General features: G+C 39.7%; 21 protein-coding genes and 1 pseudogene. 8 read left to right on the top strand and 14 right to left on the bottom strand.

Features of this window, described 5'->3' with window-relative positions:
* Window positions 1–110: 110 nt before the first annotated feature.
* From C7S20_RS05220 to C7S20_RS19915, 6 genes and pseudogenes are all read right to left on the bottom strand, one after another.
* Window positions 111–1,010, bottom strand: coding sequence for an alpha/beta hydrolase family protein (locus tag C7S20_RS05220; RefSeq protein ID WP_107011490.1), 900 nt, complete (start codon window positions 1,008–1,010; stop codon window positions 111–113).
* A complete protein-coding gene (locus tag C7S20_RS05215) occupies window positions 997–3,705 on the bottom strand; it encodes a PD-(D/E)XK nuclease family protein (protein ID WP_227009107.1) in 2,709 nt (902 codons plus the stop codon). The genes C7S20_RS05220 and C7S20_RS05215 overlap by 14 nt, the downstream gene beginning before the upstream one ends.
* Before the next feature lie 114 nt (window positions 3,706–3,819).
* Complete coding sequence (locus tag C7S20_RS05210) at window positions 3,820–5,244, bottom strand: OmpA family protein (protein ID WP_107011488.1); 1,425 nt, start codon at window positions 5,242–5,244, stop codon at window positions 3,820–3,822.
* A 182-nt stretch (window positions 5,245–5,426) separates the two neighbouring features.
* Window positions 5,427–6,623, bottom strand: a complete 1,197-nt coding sequence (kbl, locus tag C7S20_RS05205; RefSeq protein WP_107011487.1) for a glycine C-acetyltransferase — start codon at window positions 6,621–6,623, stop codon at window positions 5,427–5,429.
* An 18-nt stretch (window positions 6,624–6,641) separates the two neighbouring features.
* On the bottom strand, window positions 6,642–9,035 hold the full coding sequence (locus C7S20_RS19920; RefSeq protein WP_479873609.1) for a UvrD-helicase domain-containing protein: 2,394 nt from the start codon (window positions 9,033–9,035) through the stop codon (window positions 6,642–6,644).
* A gap of 480 nt (window positions 9,036–9,515) precedes the next feature.
* Window positions 9,516–9,770: pseudogene (locus C7S20_RS19915) on the bottom strand (UvrD-helicase domain-containing protein); the annotation flags it as partial.
* A 154-nt stretch (window positions 9,771–9,924) separates the two neighbouring features.
* Here C7S20_RS19915 and C7S20_RS05195 point away from each other — a divergent pair.
* The gene (locus C7S20_RS05195) at window positions 9,925–10,533 is read left to right on the top strand and encodes a superoxide dismutase (protein ID WP_107011485.1); all 609 of its coding nucleotides are present in this window, start codon (window positions 9,925–9,927) and stop codon (window positions 10,531–10,533) included.
* A 420-nt stretch (window positions 10,534–10,953) separates the two neighbouring features.
* Here C7S20_RS05195 and C7S20_RS05190 read toward each other — a convergent pair whose 3' ends face one another.
* The 4 genes from C7S20_RS05190 to purN form a co-directional block, all read right to left on the bottom strand.
* Entirely contained in the window at window positions 10,954–12,852 is a 1,899-nt protein-coding gene (locus C7S20_RS05190) for an amidophosphoribosyltransferase (protein ID WP_107011484.1), read from the bottom strand.
* A gap of 73 nt (window positions 12,853–12,925) precedes the next feature.
* Window positions 12,926–13,849 (bottom strand): PfkB family carbohydrate kinase, encoded by a 924-nt coding sequence (locus C7S20_RS05185; protein WP_107011483.1) that lies wholly within the window; start codon window positions 13,847–13,849, stop codon window positions 12,926–12,928.
* 76 nt (window positions 13,850–13,925) lie between these two features.
* Window positions 13,926–14,390, bottom strand: a complete 465-nt coding sequence (gene rnhA / locus C7S20_RS05180; RefSeq protein WP_107011482.1) for a ribonuclease HI — start codon at window positions 14,388–14,390, stop codon at window positions 13,926–13,928.
* The gene (gene purN, locus C7S20_RS05175) at window positions 14,390–14,983 is read right to left on the bottom strand and encodes a phosphoribosylglycinamide formyltransferase (protein WP_107011481.1); all 594 of its coding nucleotides are present in this window, start codon (window positions 14,981–14,983) and stop codon (window positions 14,390–14,392) included. The genes rnhA and purN overlap by 1 nt, the downstream gene beginning before the upstream one ends.
* 146 nt (window positions 14,984–15,129) lie before the next feature.
* Between purN and C7S20_RS05170 the strand changes: the two genes are divergently transcribed.
* From C7S20_RS05170 to pyk, 5 genes are all read left to right on the top strand, one after another.
* Window positions 15,130–15,366: an acyl carrier protein gene (locus C7S20_RS05170; RefSeq protein WP_013069791.1), complete on the top strand. Its 237-nt coding sequence runs from the start codon at window positions 15,130–15,132 to the stop codon at window positions 15,364–15,366.
* A 16-nt stretch (window positions 15,367–15,382) separates the two neighbouring features.
* The gene (fabF, locus tag C7S20_RS05165; protein WP_107011480.1) at window positions 15,383–16,636 is read left to right on the top strand and encodes a beta-ketoacyl-ACP synthase II; all 1,254 of its coding nucleotides are present in this window, start codon (window positions 15,383–15,385) and stop codon (window positions 16,634–16,636) included.
* A gap of 7 nt (window positions 16,637–16,643) precedes the next feature.
* Entirely contained in the window at window positions 16,644–17,375 is a 732-nt protein-coding gene (gene rnc, locus C7S20_RS05160) for a ribonuclease III (protein ID WP_107011479.1), read from the top strand.
* 113 nt (window positions 17,376–17,488) lie between these two features.
* Window positions 17,489–17,974, top strand: coding sequence for an IPExxxVDY family protein (locus tag C7S20_RS05155; RefSeq protein WP_107014103.1), 486 nt, complete (start codon window positions 17,489–17,491; stop codon window positions 17,972–17,974).
* Window positions 17,975–19,405 (top strand): pyruvate kinase, encoded by a 1,431-nt coding sequence (gene pyk / locus C7S20_RS05150; protein ID WP_107011478.1) that lies wholly within the window; start codon window positions 17,975–17,977, stop codon window positions 19,403–19,405.
* A 171-nt stretch (window positions 19,406–19,576) separates the two neighbouring features.
* On the opposite strand, the gene dinB is transcribed toward pyk, so the two are convergent.
* Entirely contained in the window at window positions 19,577–20,668 is a 1,092-nt protein-coding gene (gene dinB, locus C7S20_RS05145; RefSeq protein ID WP_107011477.1) for a DNA polymerase IV, read from the bottom strand.
* Window positions 20,669–20,774: 106 nt separating this feature from the next.
* On the opposite strand from dinB, the gene C7S20_RS05140 reads away from it, so the two are divergent.
* Window positions 20,775–21,452, top strand: coding sequence for an NAD(P)H-binding protein (locus tag C7S20_RS05140; RefSeq protein ID WP_107011476.1), 678 nt, complete (start codon window positions 20,775–20,777; stop codon window positions 21,450–21,452).
* Window positions 21,449–21,916 carry a CYTH domain-containing protein gene (locus C7S20_RS05135; RefSeq protein WP_107011475.1) on the top strand — a complete coding sequence of 156 codons (468 nt, stop codon included), beginning with the start codon at window positions 21,449–21,451 and terminating at the stop codon, window positions 21,914–21,916. The genes C7S20_RS05140 and C7S20_RS05135 overlap by 4 nt, the downstream gene beginning before the upstream one ends.
* A gap of 2 nt (window positions 21,917–21,918) precedes the next feature.
* On the opposite strand, the gene trxA is transcribed toward C7S20_RS05135, so the two are convergent.
* From trxA to C7S20_RS05120, 3 genes are all read right to left on the bottom strand, one after another.
* The gene (trxA, locus tag C7S20_RS05130) at window positions 21,919–22,218 is read right to left on the bottom strand and encodes a thioredoxin (RefSeq protein WP_107011474.1); all 300 of its coding nucleotides are present in this window, start codon (window positions 22,216–22,218) and stop codon (window positions 21,919–21,921) included.
* Window positions 22,219–22,476: 258 nt separating this feature from the next.
* The gene (locus tag C7S20_RS05125; RefSeq protein ID WP_107014102.1) at window positions 22,477–23,874 is read right to left on the bottom strand and encodes an efflux transporter outer membrane subunit; all 1,398 of its coding nucleotides are present in this window, start codon (window positions 23,872–23,874) and stop codon (window positions 22,477–22,479) included.
* Between the two features lies 1 nt (window position 23,875).
* The gene (locus tag C7S20_RS05120) at window positions 23,876–26,998 is read right to left on the bottom strand and encodes an efflux RND transporter permease subunit (protein WP_107011473.1); all 3,123 of its coding nucleotides are present in this window, start codon (window positions 26,996–26,998) and stop codon (window positions 23,876–23,878) included.
* Between the last annotated feature and the right edge of the window lies 1 nt (window position 26,999).

Genomic DNA, 26,999 nt, shown 5'->3' with positions numbered 1-26,999 from the left:
ATTCAGAGAAAAAAACTAAGGATATTACGTAAAAAAGGATATGTAAAAATTTACATAATAGATTAACTGTTAATTAATTATGATGAATTACACTTAAAATAATGAATTATCTAATCATCTGAATCACTATCTCCGTATTCATCCCATAATTTTTTAGAATCGGTCTTTAAAAAATTAATGGTTTTGTCAAGTACATAATTGAATTCTTTCGGCAGGCTTTCCTTTTCCCAGGGATGTTTCGTCCCGAAAACATGGTCGGCGTTTTCTACCAGCAATAATTTGGGAGCGGGGCTCCATTCGAAAAGATTTCCGGCTTCGCCAATAGAAACACTGGTATCACTGCTGCCGTGGGCAATTAAATGCGGAATTTCCAGTTTTTTAGCCGATTTTTTAATATTCAGTCTTTCCCGGTTCTCCCTGAAGTTCTTATAAAACTGATAATGATGCGGCAGTTGCTGTTTGTTGCGGGAATTGGTAATATACTGCACTCCTTTTTTCTCCCAGGCCTCGAGCTTTTTACCTTCCGGAAAGCGCGATCCAAAATCGGATACCGAAGCGAAGGTGATGAGTTTATTTATCCTTTTTTCCTCGGAAGCCTTAATTACACAAATTCCGCCTCCTCTGGAATGACCAATGAGGTTTATATCGCTTACATCAACCTGCTGGGCGAATTTAAAATTGGGAAGAAGTATCCAGTCGATCACTGTTTGAAGATCATCGAGTTCTATAGTGTAATTATTATCGCCAAAAGCTTCAATATTTAAAAATTCTGTAGGATTTTCAGGGGTAGTGCCGTTATGGCTGAAGTTGAACTTCAGAAAAAAGAAACCTTCGTCGGCAAAACGTTCACCCATGATCTCCCATGCGCCCCAGTCTTTAAAACCTTTATAACCGTGGCAGAAGATAATTACAGGTTTGGGTTTCCCATTGTCTTTGAAAATTAGATCAACGAGGATGGGTTTATCACGCTTTCCATCGATGACGATGTTCTTTTCTTTAGAAATTTCCATAGCTTTTTTTAATTTCTTTCTCTATAAAGGGGATTTCGGGATCACAGATCTCGCAAATTAATTTTTTTACCTCTTCTCTGAAAACCGCGAGTGTTTCCTGAGTGATCAGACTGTCTTTTTTGCGGCTTCCCTTCTCTTTTTCAGCAAATTTCAAGAATCCGTTTTTTAGATTCTTAAAGGAAATAATTCCGGCTTCGGCCGGGAATTTAAGGTCTTTGCTTTCCGCAAGCAAGTTCACATAAGTTAAAACCTGAAAACATTTGGAGTATTTGTCATAATCTTTTGTTATTTCCGCCCACTCATCAATGGCGAGTTCGTATTCTATAACTTTTCCGGTTTTATAATCGATCACTGTGGGAATACCGTTGAGTAATTCGTAGCGATCTACTTTGCCGCGAAGATAAACCGGAAAATCCAGTTTTTCTACTGGAAGAGGTATTCGAAGATCTTTTTCTATCTGTATAATTTGGATCTCATCACCTTGCAGAAGGCGTTGTTGTTCAAATTTTAAGAAATTCTGAATATACCTTCGGGCCACTTCATAAATGAGCAAATTCTTCCCTTTATTAAGCCCAGAAGGACTATAAGTTTTGGCAAATTCCTCACTCACTTTTTTATCAAGTTCTCTTCGGAAAGAATTTATATCTTCTGATCTTAGATTTCTTCCTTCCAGCGGTAAATAAAAAGCTTCAAGCGTGTTATGAACCACCGTCCCGAGGGTATTGTATGCAACGGTTTCTTCAACTTCTTCCTGGTCTCTGATTCCCAAAATGTATTGAACATAAAAATCTAAAGGATTCCGAATATAAGAAGTCAAAGCGGAGGGCGAGAATCCCGAAGAGGCGAGCGACTTTATTTTTTCAAGGATTTCAGGAGTCTTATGAATTTCTTTTAACTGTTTTTCGAATTTTGGAACCTGCGGACTCACAAATTGACTTTCTAAATGATGCTTCTCCTGCTTTTCGACCAGAAGCTGGGTGATAAATCGGCTTTTTTCTCCGGAATTTAATCCTTCAACTTCAGTGTTATATAGTAAATAAACATTTTTTGCACGTTGAAGAAGCCGGTAGAAATGATAAGTATAAACCGCGTCTTTTTCAAGGTAAGTGGGAAGACCTTCCTGCTTTTTTAGATCGTAGGGAATAAAAGAACTTTCAGATTTTCCTGCGGGTAAAACTCCTTCATTTAATGAAGAAATGATCACTGTTTCAAAATCAAGAGCACGTGATTCCAACATTCCCATCAGCTGCAAACCTTTAAAAGGGCGGCCCTGAAAATCCAAAGTTTCGGTAGAAACAAGTTCTTTATAAAACCCGAAAAGAGTCCTCAGATTTTTAATATGGGGGTATTGTGAAGTAAGGTTCTGAAGTTTATTAAAAAGCCTATGAAAATGATAAAGGAATTCGAGTCCAAGTTTATCGTTTTTGCTTTTCAGGTCTTCCTTTATTTCATAAATTATCTTCTGAAGTGATTCCAGAAATTCAGGTACATTTTCCTTTTTTGGTTTGAAGCAGGCGTTTATGAGTATTTGGAGATCTTCAGAAAAAATTCCACAGATTTTATCAAAACTGAGATATACAAGATTTCCGGAATGAATTTCCCTGGTTAGCTGAGTTCCATATTCTTTTAATAGAGGCTGGATACAGGGATTATCTGTAATTGCCAGAACATCTTTATAATAGTAATTTCCTGTCCCGGAAGTATGTAATAAGAAGAGACTTTCAAATAGGGAATTTACCGGCGAATTCTTAACCGGGAATCCCATGGTAATATTCAATTCCTGTAATTGCGGCGGAAGGCTGTTCAACACCGGTAACAATAATTCTTCTTCTCCCAGCACTACGGCGGTATTTTCAAGTGTAGTTTGGTCAAAACCTCCCAGTAATTCTCCTATATATTTTGCCTGGCCAATGTTTTTAGGCACTCCCGTGATCTGAATATTTTTTGCTTTTGCGTATTGATTTCCAAAATTTTTAAATGGCTTGTTTTGGTAATATTCCCAGTCTTTGAGATATTTTCTTATAAAAATGGAAGCAGCATGAGACTGGTCATTATAAAATATTTCATCGAGGTCCCAAAAAACTTCTGCCTGTTCTTTTTTTAAGAGGAAATGAATAATTTCCTGTTCAGAACTATTGAGGGCATTAAAACCTATAAAAACAAAATGCCGGTTATTCTTTTTTGCGTATTGTTGAATTTTTTCAGCAGCTATGCGGTAAATCAATCCCTGGTAAGCAAGCCCATTTTCCAGCAGATTTTCCCTAAGAGTTTCATAATACTCGGGAAGTTTTTTCCAAAAATGAAGATATTTTTCTATCAATTCGGTTCGTTCCGGGCGTAGATACCAGTGTTTTATATCCTGTATCCCCGATAAATAATCGAAAAACGGCCTGTAATCTATTAGATAGCGATCAATTTCATTAAAATCATGAAGTAGATTCTGTGCCCAGCCGGAAAAAGTTTCGAAATCTTCGCGTTCCCCCTCAGGGGTAATTTTTGTGTAAGCCTCGTAAAACTCAAACAGGCTAATGGTATTATCGATAAGCTGAAGTTCACTAATCTGCTCGGTGAATTCTTCAATACTCAATACTTCGGGTGCGAAAAGGCTGGTTTCCGAAATTTTGGCCAGTTCGTTTAATAGAAATGCTCCCGCCCTTTTACTGGGAAGGACAAAAACCATTTCAGACAAAGGCATTGATGAAGTTTTCCTTAAATTCTCAAGTGTTTCCCTGATAAATGTAATCATGGGCCTAAAATAAAAAACGCCCCGCAAAGCGGAGCGTTTTAAGAGGGTTTTTACAACTCCTAATTACATATTTTTCTTTGTTGCAGAATCTTTCATCTCTTTGTCTTTATCTAAAGAGATTTCCACACGTCGGTTCTCCTGTCTACCAGCAGCAGTACTGTTAGTAGCGATAGGTTGTGTTTCACCATAACCTTCAGAGGTCAATCTATTAGAAGGTACTCCATGTTGTTGCAACCATTGTTTCACAGAAGCTGCACGCTCTCTGGAAAGCTTCATATTATAAGAATCACTACCAACACTATCAGTATGACCTTCTATATGGAAGACAGTTTGTGGATATTCTTTCATAATGTCCACGATTGATTGAAGAGCATCTTCAGATTCTTTACGGATAGTTGCTTTGTTGAAGTCGAAAAGAACAGTTTTTGAATATTCATTCAATTCTTTCATTACTTCAGCAGTTGGTTCTGGACATCCATTTGTAGATGCAGGACCAGCCTGTTCTGGACATTCGTCGTCTTTGTCAAGCACACCATCGCCATCACTATCAGGCCATGGGCATCCGTTATTATCTGCAGGACCAGCTTCATCTGGACAATTATCTTCGCTATCTTTTACTCCGTCACCATCAGCATCAGGACAACCGTTCATTGCGGCGATACCAGCTTCATTTGGACACTCATCGTCAGGATCTGCAATTCCATCACCGTCAGAATCCGGACATCCGTTAAATTCAGCTAAACCAGCTTCGTTCGGACAGGCATCCTTACGGTCTTCAATTCCATCGCCATCAGAATCTGGGCATCCGTTAAACTCTGCAAGACCTGGTTCTTCCGGACATTCATCGTCTTTATCATAAATACCATCCCCATCGGTATCAGTTCCACCAAAAACAAATTTAATTCCTGCAGAATGTTGAAAATGAGAGGCATTATCGGTATCAAAAATGTGTTTGTATTTTGATTCAATAGTTAAGGCAAGGTTATCTGAAAACCAGAAATTAAACCCTAATTGACCATTTAAAGTTGCGGCATCAAGATTTGAAATATTACTTCCAGCACTACTTTCTCCAATCCAGGTATAACCTCCGCCAACACCAAGATAAGGATCAAACCATCCATCGTTTAAAAGTGCTCTTAAGCTATAATCGAGAGATAAATCTGCGCTGTAATAAGAAAGATCTGAGAGTGATTGGTCGCCATATTTGTCAATTTTATTTATGGTTCCAGATAATTCTCCAACAAATCCGGCACCAATATAACGTGATACCGCAATTTTAGATAAGGCAGGTAAAATGTTCCAATGATCATTAGTATTAAAGTAATCTTCAAAGTTACCGCCAAGAGGGGCGTCTCCTCCTGTTGGATAGAAATCTACAGCATTAGCTCCTATAGTAATGGCCCAGGGATTATTTGCATCCTGTGCCTGTACAGAAGTATAGCCTGCTATAAGAAATAGAGCTAATACAATTTTGCTAAGATGTTTCATATTTAATAGTTTAGTTTTAAGTGTTAATCGTTAACAAAAGTATGCTGTTAGTGCATATTAACAAAGACAAAAATAATAAAGTTTTCTTAATTGCTGGGGCTTTTCGTTGGTTTAAACCTCATTTTAGTAACTGAAAATCAAAATAATTACGAATATTTTATTAATATTTATCTCCTTCCAGATTATGAAATTACTTTAAGTTCTCGCCCAACCTTTTTAAATGCCTCTATTGCTTTGTCAAGATGTTCTTTTTCGTGTGCAGCCGAAAGTTGCACTCTTATCCTTGCTTTTCCTTTGGGAACAACCGGATAAAAGAACCCGATAACGTAGATCCCTTCTTCCAGTAACATGTCGGCCATTTGTTGCGAGAGCTTTGCATCATGCAGCATTACCGGAACAATGGCTGCCTGTCCATCAATGATCTCAAATCCTGCATCTTTGATTCCTTTTTTAAAATAAGCCGTATTCTCCTTCAGTTTATTCCGAAGGCTACTATCTGTTTTTAGCATATCAAAAACCTTAATTGAAGCACCAACAATTGCCGGTGCCAGAGAATTGGAAAAAAGATAAGGTCTTGAACGCTGCCTTAAAATCTCTATAATTTCCTTTTTTGCAGTAGTATAACCCCCCATAGCTCCACCTAATGCCTTTCCTAATGTACCGGTGATTATATCTATTCGATCAAGCACTTTCTTTTCCTCAAGAGTACCAATACCATTTTCCCCTATAAATCCTGTTGCATGGCATTCATCAATCATTACCAAAGCGTCATATTTATCAGCGAGATCACAAATTTTATCTAGTGGCGCTACCAGACCATCCATAGAAAAAACGCCATCGGTTACAATAATTTTAAATCGGGCGCCATTTTCATCGGCTGCCTGTAATTGCTTTTCCAGATCGGCCATATTCCCATTTTCATACCTGTATCTTGCAGCTTTACAGAGACGCACTCCATCGATAATAGATGCATGGTTCAGGGAATCGGAAATGATGGCGTCTTCAGCGGTAAATAAAGGTTCGAAAATTCCTCCGTTCGCATCAAAAGCCGCCGCGTAAAGGATGGTATCCTCAGTGCGGTAAAATTCGGCGATCTTTTTTTCCAGTTCTTTATGAATATCCTGTGTTCCGCAGATAAATCTCACGCTGGACATTCCGAATCCATGAGTGTCCAGGGTGTCTTTTGCTGCCTGGATTACTTCAGGATGAGAAGAAAGCCCCAGGTAGTTATTCGCGCAGAAATTGATCACTTCCTGTCCGGTGGAAATTTTGATCACAGCGCCTTGCGGACTCGTTATAATCCTTTCTTTTTTATAGAGGCCAGCCTCTTTAATTTCTTCAATTTCCTTTTGTAAATGTTCTTTTATTGCTCCGTACATGATGTTTTTTTTACAAAGTTAATTTTCTTTTACGATTCTTATAATTACAGGATCATGAGTATAAACCAGCAAACACTGGTCAATTTCGAAGTTCATCTCTTTTAGCACACTGGCATATCCCAAAATTTGCTTCTCGTGATCATCTACAAAGCCTCCGGTTTTATAATCTATAATAGTGACTTTTTTTCCGCGGAAATTTAAGCGGTCAGGACGCAGCCTTTCACCATTTGGACTGATAATTTCCCGCTCATTAAAATTTTCTGAATCTTTTGAGTAATAATGAGAAAGCTGAGTGTGATTGATAATTTTTGAAACAATAGTCGAAATTTCCTGTCTTGACGCTTCCATTATAAGTCCGTTTACCACTGCCCAATCCATGGCAGCTTCAAGATCTTCTGAATGATCTATTTTTGAAAGTACCTCATGAATGATTTCCCCTTTTTCAATGGCTTCCTGCTGTGTACTATCCCATAAAGCCCCAGCACGGGTCACAATATTCACGGCCTGGTTCTGAACGGCAGAAGAATAAAAAGTCTCTGCTAATCTTACATTTTCTTTCTGTTCTTTTTGTTGTTTTGGACCTTCCTTCATCCCGAATTCAACCTTCCTTTTTTGGGAATCAGGTTTTTCCCTGTTCGCAAATTCCAAAAGCATATCAGGAATATTCGGATTTTTCTTCGGTTTTTCATTGTAATTACTTAATACATACAGTCTTTCCGACGCACGGGTGCAGGCAACATAAAAAACATTCAGGGTATCCAATTCGTTCTGACAAACCAATTGTGTATATGCCTGGGCCGCATCATCATCCCAGTTCAGCATTTTTGAGGAAGCATTTACATAAGCAATGGGAATGAGTTCGTCTTCACAATTTAGCCAAAGACAGTCTTTTCGAGTGTCCTGAAGATCTGAATTTGCAAAAGGATAAATCACCACTGGAAATTCGAGTCCTTTAGATTTATGTATGGTCATGATCTGAACAGCTCCCGAAGATTCTGGCGTTACGATACTGAGTTTATGCTTTTTCTGCTCCCATTTTTCAAGAAGAGAACTGTATGCGGAAGAATGTTTTTGAGAAACTTCAAAAACGAAATCCAAAAAGAATTGCAGATAAGCATCGGGTTTTTCTACAAGCTTAAAACTGCGAATAATATATTCCACACCTTCATACAAAGACTGCCTTTTCAGGAATTCGGGATCAAAATGAATTTCATATTCCTCTAACCACTCGTAAAAACTGCGTCCTGTTTTTTCTATATTCTGAAGAAAACTCTCGAAAATCGCTTCCTCTTTTAAATATTTTGAAGAGAGATAATCGAAAACTTCAAATTTCAGTAATCTATCTTCTTCTTTAAGCAATAGGGAAAGCACCGAAATAATAAAATTCACTTCTGCTGAATTTTTCAAAAGCAATGTCTCCGAAGAAACCACAGAGATTTCATGCTGACTCAGAAATTCAGCCACAAGCGCTCCCTGGTCACGCGTGCGGGTTAGGATGCAAATATCGCCGCGGTCAAAACCATCATTATCCAGCTCGAGAATAGATTCCAGGATTTGCTGAGGATATTTTTCGGTCTCTTCCTCCTTGCTGGCAGCTTCTATAAATTCAATATTTACATAACCGAAATCTCCAGTTTTGGGAGTTTGTCTGGAATTTTTGAAGAGCTCGGCATAAGCGGGAAAACTTATTTTTTCTGAAGCATAAGCAAAAAACGAGTTGTTGAAATTGACAATTGTTGAGCCGCTTCTGTAATTATCGGGAAGATTTACCACATTTGCATCTATCTGGAAAGGATTGATTTGGTTACTGCTCAGGCCAATTAATTGTTCTGCTCTTCCTCCGCGCCAGCGATAGATGCTTTGTTTCGCGTCCCCAACAAGTGTGAGGCCGGCATTCTCTTCTTTTCCGGAAAGGTTATGATCGATAAGCGGAATAAGATTTTCCCACTGCATCACTGATGTATCCTGAAATTCGTCAATAAAATAATGACGATATCTTTCACCCAGGCGTTCATAGATGAAGGGTGCAGGTTGATCTTTGACCTGTTCACTGATCTTTGGGTTAAATTCGGAGATCAGCATCATATTTCTTTCTTTTTTAATCGCGTCGATCTCTTTATTGATCTCATTCAGAAGTGATAACTGAACAAGATTTCTGCCTATTTCCTGATAATATTCCGCCTTGTAATAAAGTTTTTTCGCCTGATCGAATAATTCTGAAATTTTTGGCTGAAGGGCATCCAGTAGAATTTGTTTCTCTTTATCAACTCTTTTAGGATAGAGAGGCTTATCGTTAAGATTTTCTATCCATTTTGCATCAAATTTCAGTTCGTCCCCATTTTTCAGTTTTTTAAAATGTGTAACGAGGTATTTGCCGCTAAAATCACTGTCATCCAGGCTGTTTTCCCTCATAATTTCAAAGAATTCATCAGCGGTTTCCCTAATGGCTTCTTTTGTGGCGCGGAGTTTCTTATTCAGGTTAATTTCATATTCCCTGAAATCATCGAGCGTTTTTTCCTTTAAAACAGCTATGGCTCTCTGATTATTTTCATTGGTAAGCAGCTTCGAAATAATAAAAAGGTCACGACTAATATCCCAGCTTTTGTCATCATCGGTCTTGTTAAGGGTAAAATCGAGAAGTACCGAAGTCAATTTTTTATCACTCCCGGCTTTACTGATAAGACTGTCTACGGCTTCAGCAAGTATTTCATCAGTCTCCAGTTCAACCTCGAAATTCATTGGGATCCCCAGGTCGCGGGCAAAAGTACGAAGAACGCGATGAGTAAAACCATCAATGGTTGAGATCTCAAAAGCGGCGTAATTGTGAATAATGCTTTTAAGGATTTCAGCCGATTTCTTCCTGATCTCTTCAGGACTCAGCGAGGTTTCTTTTAAAATTTCGTTTAAAAGCGGATTATTTATAGCTGAGGTTTCTTTGTTTCTGAAAATAAGAAGAGAATCCAATATCCTTTTTTTCATTTCGCCCACCGCTTTATTGGTAAAGGTGATCGCGAGAATATTTTTATAAGAATCGGTTCTTTCCGAAGTAAAAAGAAGGGAGAGGTATTCCTTCACCAGGGTAAAAGTCTTGCCAGAACCTGCTGAAGCATTGTAAATATTAAAGGAGGTCTTCAAAAATGCTGAATTTTGCTGCTTATTTCTTTTTTTGCAATTTAATTAAAATGGAACCGGAAATCCCCTGTCTTTTAAGGATTTTATAACACTAAATAGTTTACAGGAAAGACCTGAATGTCTAACTTTGATAGAGTTTAAGTACTAATCATTAAAAATATAGAATATTATGTCTTTTGAGTTACCGAAATTAAAATATGCGTTTGACGCACTAGAGCCACATATCGATGCCAGAACCATGGAAATTCACCATGATAAGCACCACGGTGGTTACACTAAAAAGCTAAATGCAGCTATCGAAGGTACAGATATGGATGGAAAAAATATCGAGAATATTTTACACAATCTTGATATGTCTAACAGCGCCGTTCGTAATAATGGGGGTGGATATTATAACCACAGTCTTTTTTGGGAAATAATGTCTCCTAATGGCGGTGGAAAACCGGAAGGTGAACTTGCTGAAGCTATAGATAAAGAATTTGGTTCTTTTGAGGCATTCAAAGATGAATTTTCTAAAGCTGCTGCAGGACAATTTGGTTCCGGATGGGCCTGGCTTTGTGTTCATAAAGGAGGAAAATTAGATATTTGTTCCACTCCAAACCAGGATAACCCGATTATGCCTGAAGTTGGTTGCGGCGGTACTCCTATCCTCGGACTGGATGTTTGGGAACATGCATATTATCTACATTATCAAAATAAACGTCCTGAGTATATAGATGCATTTTTTAATGTTATAAACTGGAAAGAAGTTTCCAGCAGATATGCTAAAGCGAAATAATTTTTAATTTCTTGATATGGAAAGCCCCGCCGATTGCGGGGTTTTTTATTTGGCTGAATTTAAAACAATAAAAAAAGGTGGAATGTGATTCCACCTTTTTTTGCCCCAAATCTACCATGAACTTAACCTACTTATGCTATGGTCTTATAAAGATAGAAAGAAAGATCTTAGGATAATGAATTTTTAGATGAAAGGCTCGAAAATTAGTTAAACGGTTGATTATCTGTTTTTGGAATAAAATAAAACCAGATTTCCTTCTACGGAAAATAAAAAAAGGCGGAATATGATTCCACCTTTTTTTGCCCCAAATCTACCATGAACTTAACCTACTTATGTTATGGCAATACTAATGTAGATAGAAAAAACCTACACGCAAAGATTTTTAGATAAACTACCTAATTAATAGATGAAAAACATGAATTAATAGGCGCGGTCCTTTTTACCCTCATAGAAATTCATAAAAGCACGGTTTACCACGCGATTTCCTCCCGGAGTAGGATAATCTCCTGTAAAATACCAGTCACCCAGATTTTTAGGGCAGGCTTTATGCAAATTCTCAACACTTTGGTAGATCACCTTTACTTCAGCCTTTACCGAGTCCTCACTGAGTAAAGCAGCTATTTTATCAGATATTTGTTCATCGGTATAGGGCTCATAAATTTCTTTCACAAAATTCTGAACATCACTATCATCAAGGTCCACCTGCTTCTTACATTTCTCATAAACTTTTTCTACTATATCATAAGATCCTTCTTCTTTATGAAGTTCAAGAGCAGCCCGAAAAGCAACGAGGTCTTCCAGCCTTGCCATATCGATTCCGTAACAATCGGGATATCGAATTTGTGGAGCCGAAGAAACAACCACTATCTTTTTCGGATTAAGTCGATCCATCATTTTGATGATACTCTTTTTAAGAGTAGTCCCACGAACGATACTGTCATCAATGATCACAAGATTGTCATCGGGCTTTACAACTCCGTATGTTACATCATATACATGCGCCACGAGATCATCGCGGCTGCTATCTTCTGTGATGAAAGTTCGCAGTTTTACGTCTTTTATGGCGATTTTTTCGGTACGAAGCCGGTAAGATAAAATTTCCTTCAGGCGTTCATCAGTAAGGCTATCCTTTTCAGCAAGGATCGCTTCATTTTTTTGTTTATTAAGCTCATCCTGAGCGGCTTCGACCATTCCGTAAAAAGAAGTTTCAGCTGTATTGGGTATAAATGAGAAAACCGTCTTCACTGTATCGTGCTTGATGCTCTTTAACACCTCGGGCATTAGAAACCTTCCCAGATTTTTTCTTTCCTGGTAAATTTCAGCATCGCTTCCGCGTGAAAAATAAATTCGCTCAAAAGAACAGGCTTTTCTTTCCAGCGGCTCAATGATCTTTTTAATAGAGGTATCACCATTTTTTTTCGTGATGATAGCATGTCCCGGATCTAATTCGGTCACGGCTTCAAAAGGAACATTGAACACAGTTTGGATCACAGGCCTTTCTGAAGCTACCACCACCACTTCATCATCTTTATAATAATAGGCGGGCCTTATTCCTGCAGGATCGCGCAGGACAAAAGAATCACCATGGCCCATTAAACCGGCCATTGCATAACCGCCGTCCCAGATCTTTGATGATTTCCGAAGTATTTTGGCAACATTTAATTTTTCAGCAATTATTGGCGAAGCCTGGACCTTGGAATATCCTTCCTTTTTCAGTTTTTTGTAGAGCTTGCGAACTTCATCGTCAAGAAAATGTCCGATTTTCTCCATTACCGTGACAGTATCCGCTCTTTCCTTTGGATGCTGGCCAAGTTCTACCAAATTATTGAACAACCTGTTAACATTGGTCATGTTGAAATTACCGGCAACGATAAGGTTCCGGTGCATCCAGTTATTTTGTCTTAGAAAAGGATGCACGCTTTCGATACTATTCTTTCCGAAGGTGCCGTAGCGTACATGACCCAAAAGCACCTCGCCGAGATAGGGAATATTCTTTTTCTGAAGTTCTGTATTATCGGCATATTCAGGATGTTCTTTGATCTCATCATTAACCCGCTGATTGATCTGCTCAAAAATATCCTGAATAGGTTGCGCCTGATTCGAGCGAATCCTGCTGATATACCGTTCACCAGGAACTGTATTAAGTTTGATGCTGGCAAAACCCGCACCATCCTGACCCCGGTTGTGCTGTTTTTCCATCATTAGGTACATCTTATTGACCCCGTAAAACGCGCTTCCGTATTTCTCTTTATAAAAATCCAGAGGTTTAAGAAGTCTGATAAGGGCAATTCCGCATTCGTGTTTTAAAGCATCGCTCATTGTAGTGGGTTCCTTTTTGGGAATTTATAATATTGGTCACAAAAAAAGCCCCGTAATTACAGGGCAATAAATTTTAATCTATATGTGTTTGATACTGCGTTAACTTCCTGAACTCGGCCAGCCTTTCATTCACCTGTTTTCTGTCAAGTTTCTGCATACGCTCGGTACCGAATTTTTCCACACAGAAGGAGGCAAGGTTTGAACCGTAAATAATAGCGCTCTTCATATTTTCGAAGGTCACGTCATTGGTATATGCAAGATAACCTATAAAACCTCCAGCAAACGTGTCCCCGGCGCCGGTTGGGTCAAAAACTTCTTCCAGCGGAAGAGCGGGTGCAAAGAAAATTTGATCCCCGCGGAATAACAATGCTCCGTGCTCCCCTTTTTTTATTACCACATATTTAGGCCCCATTTCTTCTATTTTTCGTGCTGCTTTTACCAAAGAGTGTTCACCTGAAAGTTGTCTGGCTTCCTCGTCATTAATGGTGATCACATCTACCCGCTCAATCACTTTTTTTAAATCTTCCAGGGTATTGTCCATCCAGAAATTCATGGTGTCCAGCACCACAAGTTTAGGATCTTCGATCTGGTCGAGGACGCTAAGCTGGACAAGCGGATGCAGATTTCCCAGCATTACATATTCGGCATTTTTATAGTCTTTAGGAACCAGAGGCTGAAAATCGGAAAGAACGTTCAGCTGTGTTTCAAGCGTATCACGGGTATTTAAATCGTTATGATAACGGCCGCTCCAGAAAAAGGTTTTCCCACCTTTGACTATCTCCACACCGTCTATATTTATATTATTTTTTTTAAGTAATTCAAGATAAGAATCGGGAAAATCTTCCCCAACTATAGAGACCACCGCACTGTCAATATTGAAATTTGCTGCAGAAAGGCCAATATAAGTGGCCGCACCACCAAGAATTTTATCGGTTTTTCCAAAGGGAGTTTCAATAGCATCAAAGGCAACAGTACCTACAATCAGTAATTTGCTCATAATTGGTTTTAAAAAATATGCTGCAAATATACAGTTTGTTTTTCAAGAGCTAAACCCTTTAACGAATGAGTAATTCTTAACCCGAATATCCTGTATCGGGCAGGAGCTTTTTATTTTTTGAAGCCGCTACCGCCAATGCATCGCAACGTTCGTTCTGCGGATGTTCGTTATGTCCCTTTATCCACTGAAATTTCACCTGATGATTTCGATATTCCTTTAAAAAAGCCCTCCAGAGATCAGCATTTTTGCGATTGACGAAATTTTTTTTCTCCCAGCCGAAAACCCATCCTTTAGAAACTGCATCGGCTACATATTTTGAATCGGTGAAAACCACAGCCTGAATACCCGGTTTTTTCAGTTTTCGCAATGCTTCGATAACGGCCAAAAGTTCCATACGGTTATTCGTTGTATGGCTGAAGCCCTTTGAAAATTCCTTTTTATAAGGTTTTCCCACCCATTCCATCACGATTCCGTAACCTCCGGGACCGGGATTTCCTCTTGCGGCACCATCGGTATATATGTGTACAATTGGTTGTTCCACTATTTTTCGTCGAGAATTTTTTCGATTACCTCCGGGAAATGTTTGTATTCGAGTTGGTGGATTTTCTGCGCAAGGCTATCGGGAGTATCGGTATTTTCTAGTTGGGTGGTTGCCTGGAAAATGATTTCTCCTTTATCATATTCTTCATTAACATAATGAATACTAATGCCGCTTTCCTTTTCTTTATTGGCGATCACTGCTTCATGTACATTAGAACCATACATTCCTTTTCCACCGTATGCCGGAAGTAGAGCCGGATGAATATTGACAATTTTCCCGGCGAACTGCTGAAGGAATTTTTTCGGCAATAGCCATAAAAAGCCTGCCAGCACGATTAGGTCGGGCTTCATGTCTCTCACGACATTCAGTACCTCATGTGAATTATAAAGGGCATCACGATCAAAATGAAGCGCTTTGACGTCCAGATCATAAGCGCGTTTTAATGCACCGGCCGTTCGGCGATTGGAAAAAACGGCAATTACCCTGGCTTTATCTGAATTTTGAAAATATTTTATGATATTTTCGGCATTGGTTCCAGAGCCGGAAGCAAATATCACAATCTTCTTAAAATGGTCGCGGGGTTTGTTACTCAAAATAAGGCTCTTAACAATTATTAGGAAGTAAAATTAATCGGTTTCAATGAATTTGTGTAAATTACAAACACATTTTCTGAGTAAAAATCGGTTTTAAAATAAAGTTTTTTATTTTTGCCACCTAATCAAAATTAAAATAAAAAATTATGTCAGACATTGCATCAAGAGTAAAAGCTATCATCGTTGACAAATTAGGAGTTGACGAGAACGAAGTTGTAAATGAAGCCAGCTTCACCAACGACTTGGGTGCTGATTCACTAGACACAGTAGAATTGATCATGGAGTTTGAAAAGGAATTTGATATCCAGATCCCAGACGATCAGGCTGAAAACATTGCTACTGTTGGTCAGGCAATTTCATATATCGAAGACGCAAAAAAATAAAAATTAAAAACACCATATGGAGTTAAAGCGAGTTGTAGTTACAGGCCTTGGAGCCTTAACCCCAATTGGTAATAATCTTGAAGAATATTGGGAGGGACTGGTAAATGGAAAAAGTGGTAGTGCTCCTATCACTTATTTTGATGCCGAAAAGTTCAAGACTAAATTCGCTTGTGAACTCAAAAATTTCGATCCTCTTGACTACTTTGACCGCAAGGAAGTAAGAAGGCTTGATAGGTTTGCTCAGTATGCTATTGTATCTTCAGATGAAGCTATAAAAGATTCTGGGATAGATCTAAATACAGTCGATAAATACCGTGTAGGAGTGATCTGGGGTGCCGGAATAGGTGGTCTGGAAACTTTCCAGGACGAAGTGATCAATTTTGCGCAAGGGGATGGTTCTCCAAGATTTAATCCGTTTTTCATTCCTAAAATGATCGCTGATATTGCCCCTGGCAACATTTCGATTCGTCACGGGTTCATGGGAGCGAATTATACCACGGTTTCTGCATGTGCTTCTTCAGCCAATGCGATGATAGACGCCCTGAACAATATTCGTTTGGGATACAGCGACGTCATTGTTTCCGGCGGATCAGAGGCGGCTGTGACCCAGGCGGGAATGGGAGGTTTTAATGCAATGCATGCCCTTTCCACCAGGAATGAAAGTCCGGCAACTGCATCAAGACCTTTCGATGCCACCCGCGATGGGTTTGTGCTGGGGGAAGGCGGAGGCGCCCTTATTCTTGAAGAGTACGAGCATGCCAAAGCCAGAGGCGCGAAAATATATGCTGAATTGCTGGGAGGAGGATTATCATCTGATGCCTACCATATGACAGCGCCACATCCCGAAGGAGACGGTGTGGTTGCGGTGATGAAGAATTGTCTTCGAAATGCCGGATTGAAACCGGAAGATATTGATGCGATTAATACGCATGGAACCTCTACTCCATTGGGAGATGTCGCTGAATTGAAGGCGATTTCAAAAGTTTTCGGGGAACATGCCAAACACATTAATATTAATTCCACTAAATCCATGACCGGGCATTTACTGGGAGCAGCAGGAGCCATTGAAGCGATTGCCGCTATCCTTTCCATAAGGCGGGGAATTGTTCCTCCTACCATTAATCACGAGCATGTTGATGAGAATATAGATCCGGAACTAAATCTTACGCTAAATAAAGCGCAGAAGAGGGATGTAAAAATTGCGATGAGCAATACATTCGGTTTTGGAGGTCATAATGCCTGTGTTGTATTTAAAAAATTCGACGAATAATCTTTTTATGAGTGTTATTCGCAACATATTAAATTCCCGCTCTTCTAAAGGCGGGAATTTTTTTAATGTGGTCACCCAGATCCTCGGGTTCAAACCAAAAAACATTGCACATTATAAAAGAGCCTTCACTCATCGTTCTCTTAATCGAAAAGATGAAGAGGGAAATGCCATTAATTTTGAAAGAATGGAATTTTTGGGAGATGCAATGCTAAGTGCAGTGGTTGCGTCCCATTTATTTAAGGCGGTTCCTGGAGGAAATGAAGGCTATCTTACAAAAATGAGGTCAAAGGTGGTAAGTCGGAAACACCTTAACGAACTGGGAAAGGATCTCGGATTGATCGACCATATTGAAACCAATATCGCCAAAGATCAGTTTGGGGTTAATATTCATGGGAACCTTTTCGAGGCTTTGGTGGGCGCCATTTATCTCGACCGTGGCTACAAATACTGCCGAAGGTTTATTTATGACCGTGTAATAGATCCTTATGTAGATATTGAACAACTGGAAGGAAAAGTGATCAGCTATAAAAGCCTCCTTATAGAATGGTGCCAGAAGGAGAAAAAAGAGTTCGATTATGAAGTATATGAAGATACAGGAAATGATGAACTCAAACATTTTGCAGTAAAACTGCGAATCGATAAACGTGTAGTTGCGAAAGCACGCGCTACTTCGAAGAAAAAAGCGGAAGAGAAAGCCTCGAAAAGAGCTTATTATGCCCTGCAGAATAAAATTCAATAATTGATAATTTAAGGAAAAACTATAACGTTTTCGTAAAATATTACGGATTTTACGCTGCTTTTATAGTCTTTTTATTAATCAAATAGTATCTTTAGACTTTAAGATAAATGTTTATGCAATCGCATAAAATGCTGCTTGAAGTTGAAGAAGAACCATTTAGTCTCATCGCCATTTACGCTTCTATGGAAGGATTTAAAATGGCCTATCTTTTGAACAAGGTTCTGAAAATTCACCTGGAAAGAGAAAGGGAAGATGTAGATTTTAATTTTGATGATTATCGCGCTGCCTTTCCTCTTTACACTTTTAAAGAAGCCAGGACGCAATGTTCTTTTCACCTGGTAGCTAATAAATTCAAGGGCGAGCCTAAGAAAATAGTCAGTTCCGGGTCTTTATTTGATGAAGAGGAAATTAGTCCAAAGGAAGTATATTTAATTCCAGAATATAAAAAGGTAGATTATTTCCTTAAAATCGGTGAAGAAATAGAAGGTAAAGCTTTTTCCAGAATGCTTACAAAAATTGGAAAAATTCCCCAGGTCCAGGCTGCTTATGCGATCGAGCCAGAACTTTTAAAATCCAAACAAAATCTAATATTCGAATAAATGCCTACCAACAAAAAAACGAAAATTGTTGCCACTCTTGGTCCAGCGACCAGTACTAAAGATATCCTAAGGCGTATGCTGCAGGAAGGAGTGAACGTTTTCAGAATAAATTTTTCTCATGCCAATTACGATGATGTAAAGGAGCGAATTCGCATGATCCGTGAATTAAATAAAGAAGACGGATTTAATGCGGCAATCCTTGCTGACCTCCAGGGTCCTAAGCTCAGGGTTGGGGTAATGAAGGAAGAAGTAGTGGTTAATGAAGGAGATGAAATAATTTTCGCCACTGGTAAAGAATTCAAGGGAACCGCCAAAAGAGTCTATATGAACTATGACTCTTTTCCAGGTGATGTTCAGGCCGGGGAACGAATCCTTCTGGATGACGGAAAACTTATCTTTGAAGTGGTTAGCACCAACAAAAAAGACGAGGTTAAAACTAAAGTTATTCAGGGAGGGCCGTTAAAATCAAAAAAAGGGGTTAACCTTCCGAATACCAGTATTTCCCTGCCTGCACTAACAGAAAAGGACATAAAAGACGCGATCTTTGCCTGTGAGATGGATGTCGACTGGATGGCGCTTTCTTTTGTAAGACACGCCCAGGATCTTATAGAACTTCAAAACCTTATTAAAGAACATACGCAGTACAAAATCCCAATTATTGCCAAAATAGAAAAACCCGAAGGAGTCGCAAATATCGATAAGATTGTTGCCTATTGCGACGGACTTATGGTAGCTCGCGGTGATCTGGGAGTTGAAATTCCTGCTCAGGAAGTTCCACTTATTCAGAAAAAACTTGTACTTACGGCTAAAAAAGCGAGAATTCCGGTGATCATTGCTACCCAGATGATGGAAACCATGATCACCAGCCTCACACCCACCAGGGCAGAGGTAAACGATGTGGCCAACTCGGTGATGGATGGTGCTGACGCCGTGATGCTGAGTGGTGAAACCTCTGTGGGGCAATATCCTGTTCAGGTGATTCAAAAAATGTCACAAATTCTCGAAAGTGTGGAAAGTTCTCCGCTTATCAAAGTGCCACATGAACCACCTCATGTTCGCACCAAACGCTATATCACTAAAGCGGTTTGTTATCACGCCGCCCATATGGCCAATGAGATCAAGGCCAAGGCCATCTGTACACTAACAAATAGCGGTTACACGGCTTTCCAGATTTCGGCATGGCGACCAGAGGCTCATATCCTGGTATTTACTTCAAATATGAGGATCCTCAATCAGCTAAGCCTGCTATGGGGAGTAAAAGCTTTTTACTACGATAAGTTCGTGAGTACCGACGAAACCATTGAAGATATCAACAGGATGGCTAAAGAAACCCGTTTTGTAGAAGCCGGGGATTACACCATCAACCTGGCTGCGATGCCAATTACTGCAAAAGGAATGGTGAATACTCTTAGAGTTTCTGAAATAGAATAAGAGTGAAAAATCATTAAGAAGAGGCGGTCTGAAAAATCAAGATAACGTCATCCTGAATTTATTTCAGAATCTTAACTAATTGAAAATCCATAAGAAGCTGAATCAAGTTCAGCTTGACGAAAAAAGGTCTTTTTAGACAGCCTCTTTTTTATACAAAAAATTTAGTCGGTTTTAGAATTTGAATCTGAGCTGTACAGAAATTTCCTTTTTTTCTTCTTCTTTTTCGCCCTTTTCGGTATTAAGATTGGAAAGTGAAATTCCCAGGAGCCTCACAGAATCCTTCATTTTCTCCTGGTAAAGTAATTCCCGCGCTATTTCCAGGATAAGTTCCTTACTGGCGATGTAATTATTTATCGTTTTACTGCGGGTCTGGAGGGTGAAATCGCTATATTTTATCTTCAGGGTTACTGTTTTTCCTGCCACTTTGCTCTTCTTTAGCCTTTTTTCAATCTCTTCGGAAATATTTTCCAGGCGGTCGATCATAAAGATTTCTGAGGAAATATTTTCGCTGAAAGTTCTCTCTGCGCCCAGTGATTTCCTGATGCGATGAGGTTTAACTTCACTTAGGTGAATTCCTCGCACGACATTATAAAAGTGAGCGCCGCTCTTACCGAAATGTTCGGTTAAGAATTCTTCCGATTTTTCTTTCAGATCCTTTCCGCTGAAAATTCCCAGGCGGTACATTTTTTCGGCCGTCACCTTGCCTACACCATAAAATTTACGAATGTCCAGATTTTCAAGAAATTCAATTACTTCTTCCGGAGCAACTGTTTTTTGTCCGTTCGGCTTATTGATATCACTGGCGACTTTCGCGATAAATTTATTGATGGAAATTCCCGCAGAGGCATTCAGCCCTGTCTTTTCCTTTATCTTTTCCCGGATTTCCCGAGCAATGAGCGTCGCACTGGGATTTCCTTTTTTATTTTCTGTGACATCGAGGTAGGCTTCGTCCAGCGAAAGAGGCTCAACCAGATCGGTATATTCAAGAAAAATCTTCCTGATTTGTTGGGAGATCTCCTTATATCGCTCAAATCTTGGTTTTACGAAGATCAATTCCGCACAGTTTCTTTTCGCGATCACGCTGCTCATGGCGCTACGAACTCCAAATTTCCTGGCCTCATAACTAGCCGCACTTACAACTCCACGTTGTGAACTTCCGCCAACTGCCACTGGTTTCCCGCGCAATTCCGGATTATCGAGTTGTTCTACTGAAGCGTAGAAGGCATCCATATCTATATGTATGATCTTTCGGGTATGCTCCACACGGCAAAGTTACATCCAAAAAGAATTTTAAAGACTATTGAGTTAAAAATGGTATTTTTAGGAGGCGAAAAATTTTATTAAAAAAAGGTGGAATAGTATCTAAACGATGAAAAGCAGGACGAAGTCAGCAATAATTTTAGGAGCAACTGGTCTTACCGGCGGTACGCTTTTGCAACGACTGCTAAAAGATGATCGCTACCATAAGATCAAGGTTTTCACTCGAAACCATCTAAATACTAAAAGTGAAAAACTGGAAGAATACTTAATAGATCTTTTCGAACTTGAAAAATTCCGCGACCTTTTTACTGCTGATGAGGTTTTTTGTTGCGTGGGCAGCACACAGAAAAAAACGCCTGATAAAGATACTTACCGTAAAGTAGATTATGGAATTCCGGCTACAGCGGCCACACTCTGCAAACAGAATAAAATCCCTATTTTCATGGTGATTTCGGCTATGGGAGCCAATGAGAACAGCAGTATATTCTACAACAGGACCAAAGGTGAAATGGAAGGTGCTGTTCTTGATAAGAAAATAGATAAAACGCATATTCTTCGTCCGGTATTAATAGGAGGAGAGCGAGAAGATAGCCGGCCAATGGAAAAGGCTTTTAAAAAGATCATGAATTTGATCAATCCTTTACTTAAAGGAAAATTTAGAAAATATCAAAGTATTCATCCTGACGAAATTGTGGAAACCATGATTTATCTCGCGAATAACTCCTATAAATCGGTAATTCTGGAATCAGATGAAATAAAAGACGTGGCTCAAAACGCGAAAAGATGAATGAAATAGAGCGAAAATTTCTGGTAAAATCAGATAAATTCAAGGAAGAAGCACAAAAAAAAATTTCCATTCAGCAGGCCTATTTAAATACCGATCCCGCAAGAACCATCAGAGTACGAACCACCGGAGATAAGGCTTATTTAACGATTAAAGGAAAATCGAATAAAAGCGGAACTTCTCGTTTTGAATGGGAAAAGGAAATTCCTCTGGAGGAAGCTAAAGAATTGCTTAAAATCTGTGAGCCGGGTAAAATTGTGAAAGAAAGATACCTGGTTTCTTCAGGCAGGCATACTTTTGAAGTGGATGTTTTTTTGGAAGCACTCGAAGGTTTAATAATTGCCGAAGTCGAACTTCAGGACGAAAATGATGAATTTGAGATTCCTTCCTGGCTGGGAAAAGAAGTAACCGGAGATGTAAATTATTATAATTCGAGGCTGGTTGAAAAAGCTGCCCAAAAAGGATAAAATTATGTCCGAGCTTTTATTATCTGGATTAGATCATTTTTCTGCAAGACGCCGGACTGTCGCCATAACTGATCTCCGTTTTTGAAAAGGATCATTGTGGGGACTCCTCTTACCTGGAATTTACTCGCCAGCTGCTGATTTTTATCCACATCAATTTTTACAATTTTGAGGCTGTCACCCATTTCAGCTTTAACCTCTTTCAATATGGGCCCGAGCATTTTACAGGGTCCGCACCAGTCTGCAGAAAAATCTACAAGTACAGGCTTATCACTATTGATAATTTCATTAAAACTACTTTTCATAGCAGTGAATTTACCTATAAAAATAAGAAGAAATTTTCCTGTTTTTTAAAAGGAAAACATAAAATATGTCTGCAATTTCCAACTTTAAAGATCCTTTTTAGAAGAACCTTTTATTGCTTTTTGTGGTGAAAAAATCTTTTCCGGTACTAACTGAATTATACTGAAAAATTTAACTTTCAAATTCCTTGAAAAAAACCAGCCCTACATTTCAGTTTAAGGCTGGTTTTATCAACAACTAACTAAAAAACTATAAAGGTTTTATTGCCATCCACCACCAAGAGCTTCATAAAGCTTAACCATAGCCTTAAGTTGATTAAAGCGTGCATTGGTGAGCTCCAGCCTTGAATTCAAAGCATTTTGTCTTGCAGTAAGTACTTCAAGATAATTGGCGAGACCATTATTTAGAAGTTCCTGAGAATAATCTGTTGCCAGCGAATAGGCATTAAATTCTTTTTGTTTAACCACAATTTTTTCGGTTGCCGTTTTATACGAATGAAGGGCATCTGAAACTTCTTTAGAAGCAATAAGGATGGTTTTTCTAAAATTCAGCCTTGCCTGCTCCTGTTGTGATTGTGCAACTTCATATTGGGTTCTAATCTTTCTTCCGTTAAGGATAGGCTGGGCTAGGTTTCCGATAATCGTCGCGAAAAGAGAATTTGTATTGACAAGGGTAGCAGGATCGAGCGATTGCAAACCGGCAGTGGCAGAGATGCTCAGGCTTGGATAGAAATTCGTCCTCGCTAGGTTTGTGAGCTGGAAAGCATTCATAAAATTGTATTCGGCTGCGATAACATCAGGCCTATTTCTCAAAAGCTCAACAGGAACCCCAACGTTGAGATTGGTTGTTATTTCCTGTTCGGAGAGATCTGTTCTTACAATATTATTCGGAGCCTCACCCAGAAGTATTGAAAATGCATTTTCAAGCTGGTAACGCTGATCTTTCAGGTCTAATAAAATTCCCTGTGCATTGTATAACTGGGCTTCTGTTTGCTGTACGCCAACTTCGGTAACATTTCCGGCTTCTTTCAAAGCTTTGGTAGTTTCCAGGCTACTTGCACGGGTATCGATGGTCTCTTCGGTAATGCGAATTTGTTCATCCAGTGCCAGCAACTGGTAATAAGTAGTAGCAATATCCGCGATCAATCTTGTTTTCACGGCCTGATGAGCGGCCACAGTTTGCAGGGCTCTTGCCTGGTATGCTTTTTTCTGGCTGGTGATCTTTCCCCAGATATCGGCTTCCCAGGAAAGGTTGGCATTTATCTCATATTGATCCAGTGAACTGAAAAAATTTCCAAACTGGCTATTTGGGGCAAGTTCCTGGTGCGTGTATCTGGCATTGGTATTCAATGTTGGCAAATAACCCGCTTTTCCCTGTTTTACATAGGCTTCGGCAGCAATTATCTGCTGTAAGGCCACTCTAATATCAATATTATTCTGAAGGCCTTTCTCAATATAATCCTGAAGTATAGGATCATTGAACATTTCTCTCCATGAAACATTCGCCATATTAAGACTATCGGCAGGTAAATTATCAGAGCGGTAATATTCCTGCTTTACCACATCGGGCTGCTTATAATCTTTGGCGACGAAACATGACTGCAGGCTCAGGAGTCCGGCAATGGCAAAAATGGCTTTATATCTAAGTGCTGATCTCATTTCAGTTTTCGCTATTAATTTTTTTTCCAATTTTTTCCTGAAGCCACTGAAATACTATAAAAAGTATGGGAATTACAAATATTCCAAAGACGGTTCCTATAAGAAGACCTCCGGCGGCGCCTGTTCCTATAGAACGGTTACCTTCCGCGCCAACTCCATTTGCCAGGACCAGAGGCAGAAGGCCCAGTATAAATGCGAAAGAGGTCATAAGTATAGGTCTTAATCGTACACTAGCTCCTTCTATTGCTGCTTTGGTAATAGACATACCTTCCTGCCTTCGCTGCCTGGCAAATTCGACGATCAAAATCGCGTTTTTAGCCAGGAGTCCAATAAGCATGATGAGGGCGATCTGGAAATATATGTTATTTTGGAGGCCGGCTGCCCAGGTGCAGAGATAAGCGCCTGCAACCCCTATTGGCAAAGAAAAGATCACCGAAAATGGCAACAGGTAACTTTCATATTGGGCGGCAAGTAAGAAATAAACAAAGACAATACTGAGCAGGAAAATAATACCGGCCTGACCTGCCGTTGCAATTTCTTCGCGGGTAAGGCCAGAAAATTCCACATCGAAACCGGCCGGAAGATCCTTCGCGACCCTTCGTATGGCGTCGATGGTTCCTCCTGAACTTTTTCCGGCTGCAGCCGTTCCGTTTATGGTTATGGCGGTGAAAAGATTAAATCGTGAAATGGTTTGAGGTCCGTAGGTCCTGTTTAAAGAGACGAACTGGGAAATAGGAGTCATATCTCCTCCAGATGTTTTTACATACATACTGTTTAGGCTTTGCTTATCTACGCGATCTTCAGGTAGAGCCTGAACAAAAACCCTGTACTGCTTGCCAAAGCGACTGAAATTAGCCGTGTAATAACCTCCTACATAACCCTGAAGTACAGAAAGGATATCTTTTACAGAAACTCCGGCTTCTTTCGCTTTTGGAACATCAATATCTATTTGCAATTGTGGATAATTGGTACTGAAAGGATTTGAAGCATAAGCAACTTCTGGTTGTTGAATGAGATTGCCCACAAATTGATTGGCAGTGGCATCCAGCTCTTCCAGGGTGTGGGCACCACGATCGATCAGTTGCATCTCAAATCCGTCTGCACTACCAAACCCGGGGACACTTGGTGGAGAAAAATAGATGATCTTTGCATCACTTATAGCTGCCGATTTCCTATTCAATTTAGCGATGATACTATCAATTGAAGTTTCATCGGTCTCCCGTTCTTTCCAGTCATCCAGGATAATAAAGCCCATTGCATAAGAACTTCCTGAGCCGGAGAAAAAGTTACCTCCGGCTCTGACCGAAGCGGTACGAACTCCTTTAACATCCTGAGCAAGATCGTATAATTGCTGTGTTACCTCGTAAGATCGGTCAAGAGAGGAACCTGGTGGTAACTCTGCATTTACAAAAATTACCCCTCGATCTTCAGAAGGGACAAAACCAGAAGGAATTTCTTTGTTCGTCCAGTAGATCGCAAGGCCGGCAATGATCAAAATAAGCAGGCTTATCCATCGGTGTTTGGTGAGGAATCCCAGGGATTGGGTATATTTATTTCGTGTCGCCGCAAAACCCGCTTCAAAAGCAGAATGAAACCTTTGAAAGAAATTCTTCTTTTTGTCTTCCTCTTTTTTGGGTTTCAGAAAAACAGCGCAAAGGGCAGGACTCAGAGTTAGCGCATTTACAGCGGAAATTAAAATGGCAATGATCAGGGTTACCCCGAATTGCTCATAAAAAACTCCTGCAGGGCCCTGAATAAAAGTAATAGGAATAAATACTGCCGCCATGACCAGAGTAATGGAAACGATCGCGCCGGCAATTTCGCTCATTGCAGAAATAGAGGCTTTGCGGGCACTTTTGGCTCCTTCTTCCAGTTTCGCATGAACGGCTTCAACCACCACGATCGCATCATCTACAACAATACCGATTGCCAGAACTAAAGCGAAAAGGGTCAAGAGGTTAATAGAATAACCCAGTACCTTAAGGAAAAAGAACGTTCCGATGATAGAAACAGGCACCGCAATTGCCGGAATAATTGTCGATTTGAAATCCTGCAGGAAAATGAAAACCACGAGAAATACAAGTAAAAAAGCTTCAAAAAGTGTAGTTTTAACCTTATCCATAGAAGCGGTAAGGAACTTGTTGGTATCATAATTAATGATATAATCCATTCCTTCGGGAAAATCCTTTTTTAGCTCGTTCAGTTTATCATAGACCTTTTCGATAATTTCCTGCGCATTGGAACCAGGCGTTTGAAACACCCCAAAACTTAAGGCCGGATAGCCTTTAGACCTTGAAAGGGAAGAATAAGACTGTGCGCCCAATTCAACTCTTCCCACATCTTTCACTCTTAAAAACTCACCGTTGCTCTGGGTCTTAATGATTATATTTTCATATTGTTCAGCGGTACTGTAACGTCCGCTGTATTTTAAGACATACTCAAAAGATTCTCCGGAATTCTGGCCAAGGGCACCAGCAGCTGCTTCGAGGCTCTGTTCCCCAATGGCGTTAATCACTTCACCTGGTACAAGGCCGTAATTGGCCATTTTCGCAGGATCAAGCCATACTCGCATGGCATAATCTTTTCCTCCAAACACATTCACATTCCCAACCCCATTAATCCGTTGAAGTTCAGGTTTTACGTTTATATTCAAATAATTCTGAATAAAAACATCATCATAATCAGGGTTTTCAGAATAAAGACTGGCATAAAGAAGAGCAGAATTCTGAGCTTTTACAGTAGTAACCCCTGCACGAATCACTTCAGCAGGAAGCACTGAATTGGCTCTTGCCACACGATTCTGAACATTCACCGCTGCAATATCAGCGTCATATCCCTGCTCAAAGAAAACCTGAATGCTGGCGCTACCATTATTACTGGCACTGGAGGTAATATATTTCATTCCTTCCACTCCGTTTATTTCCTCTTCAATAGGGATGATCACACTTTGTATAAGTGTTTCGGCATTCGCACCGGGATAGGTCGCGTTTACCTGTACCGTTGGAGGAGCGATATCGGGATATTGGGTAACGGGGAGCTGGCTAAGACCCAGTAGACCCAGAATCACAATAATGATGGAAATTACAGTAGAAAGTACGGGGCGTTCTATAAATGTCTTTAACATG

It is taken from the genome of Christiangramia fulva, assembly GCF_003024155.1.
GTDB classification, from domain to species: Bacteria; Bacteroidota; Bacteroidia; order Flavobacteriales; family Flavobacteriaceae; genus Christiangramia; species Christiangramia fulva.
This window is presented reverse-complemented; position numbering and strand designations above follow the sequence as displayed.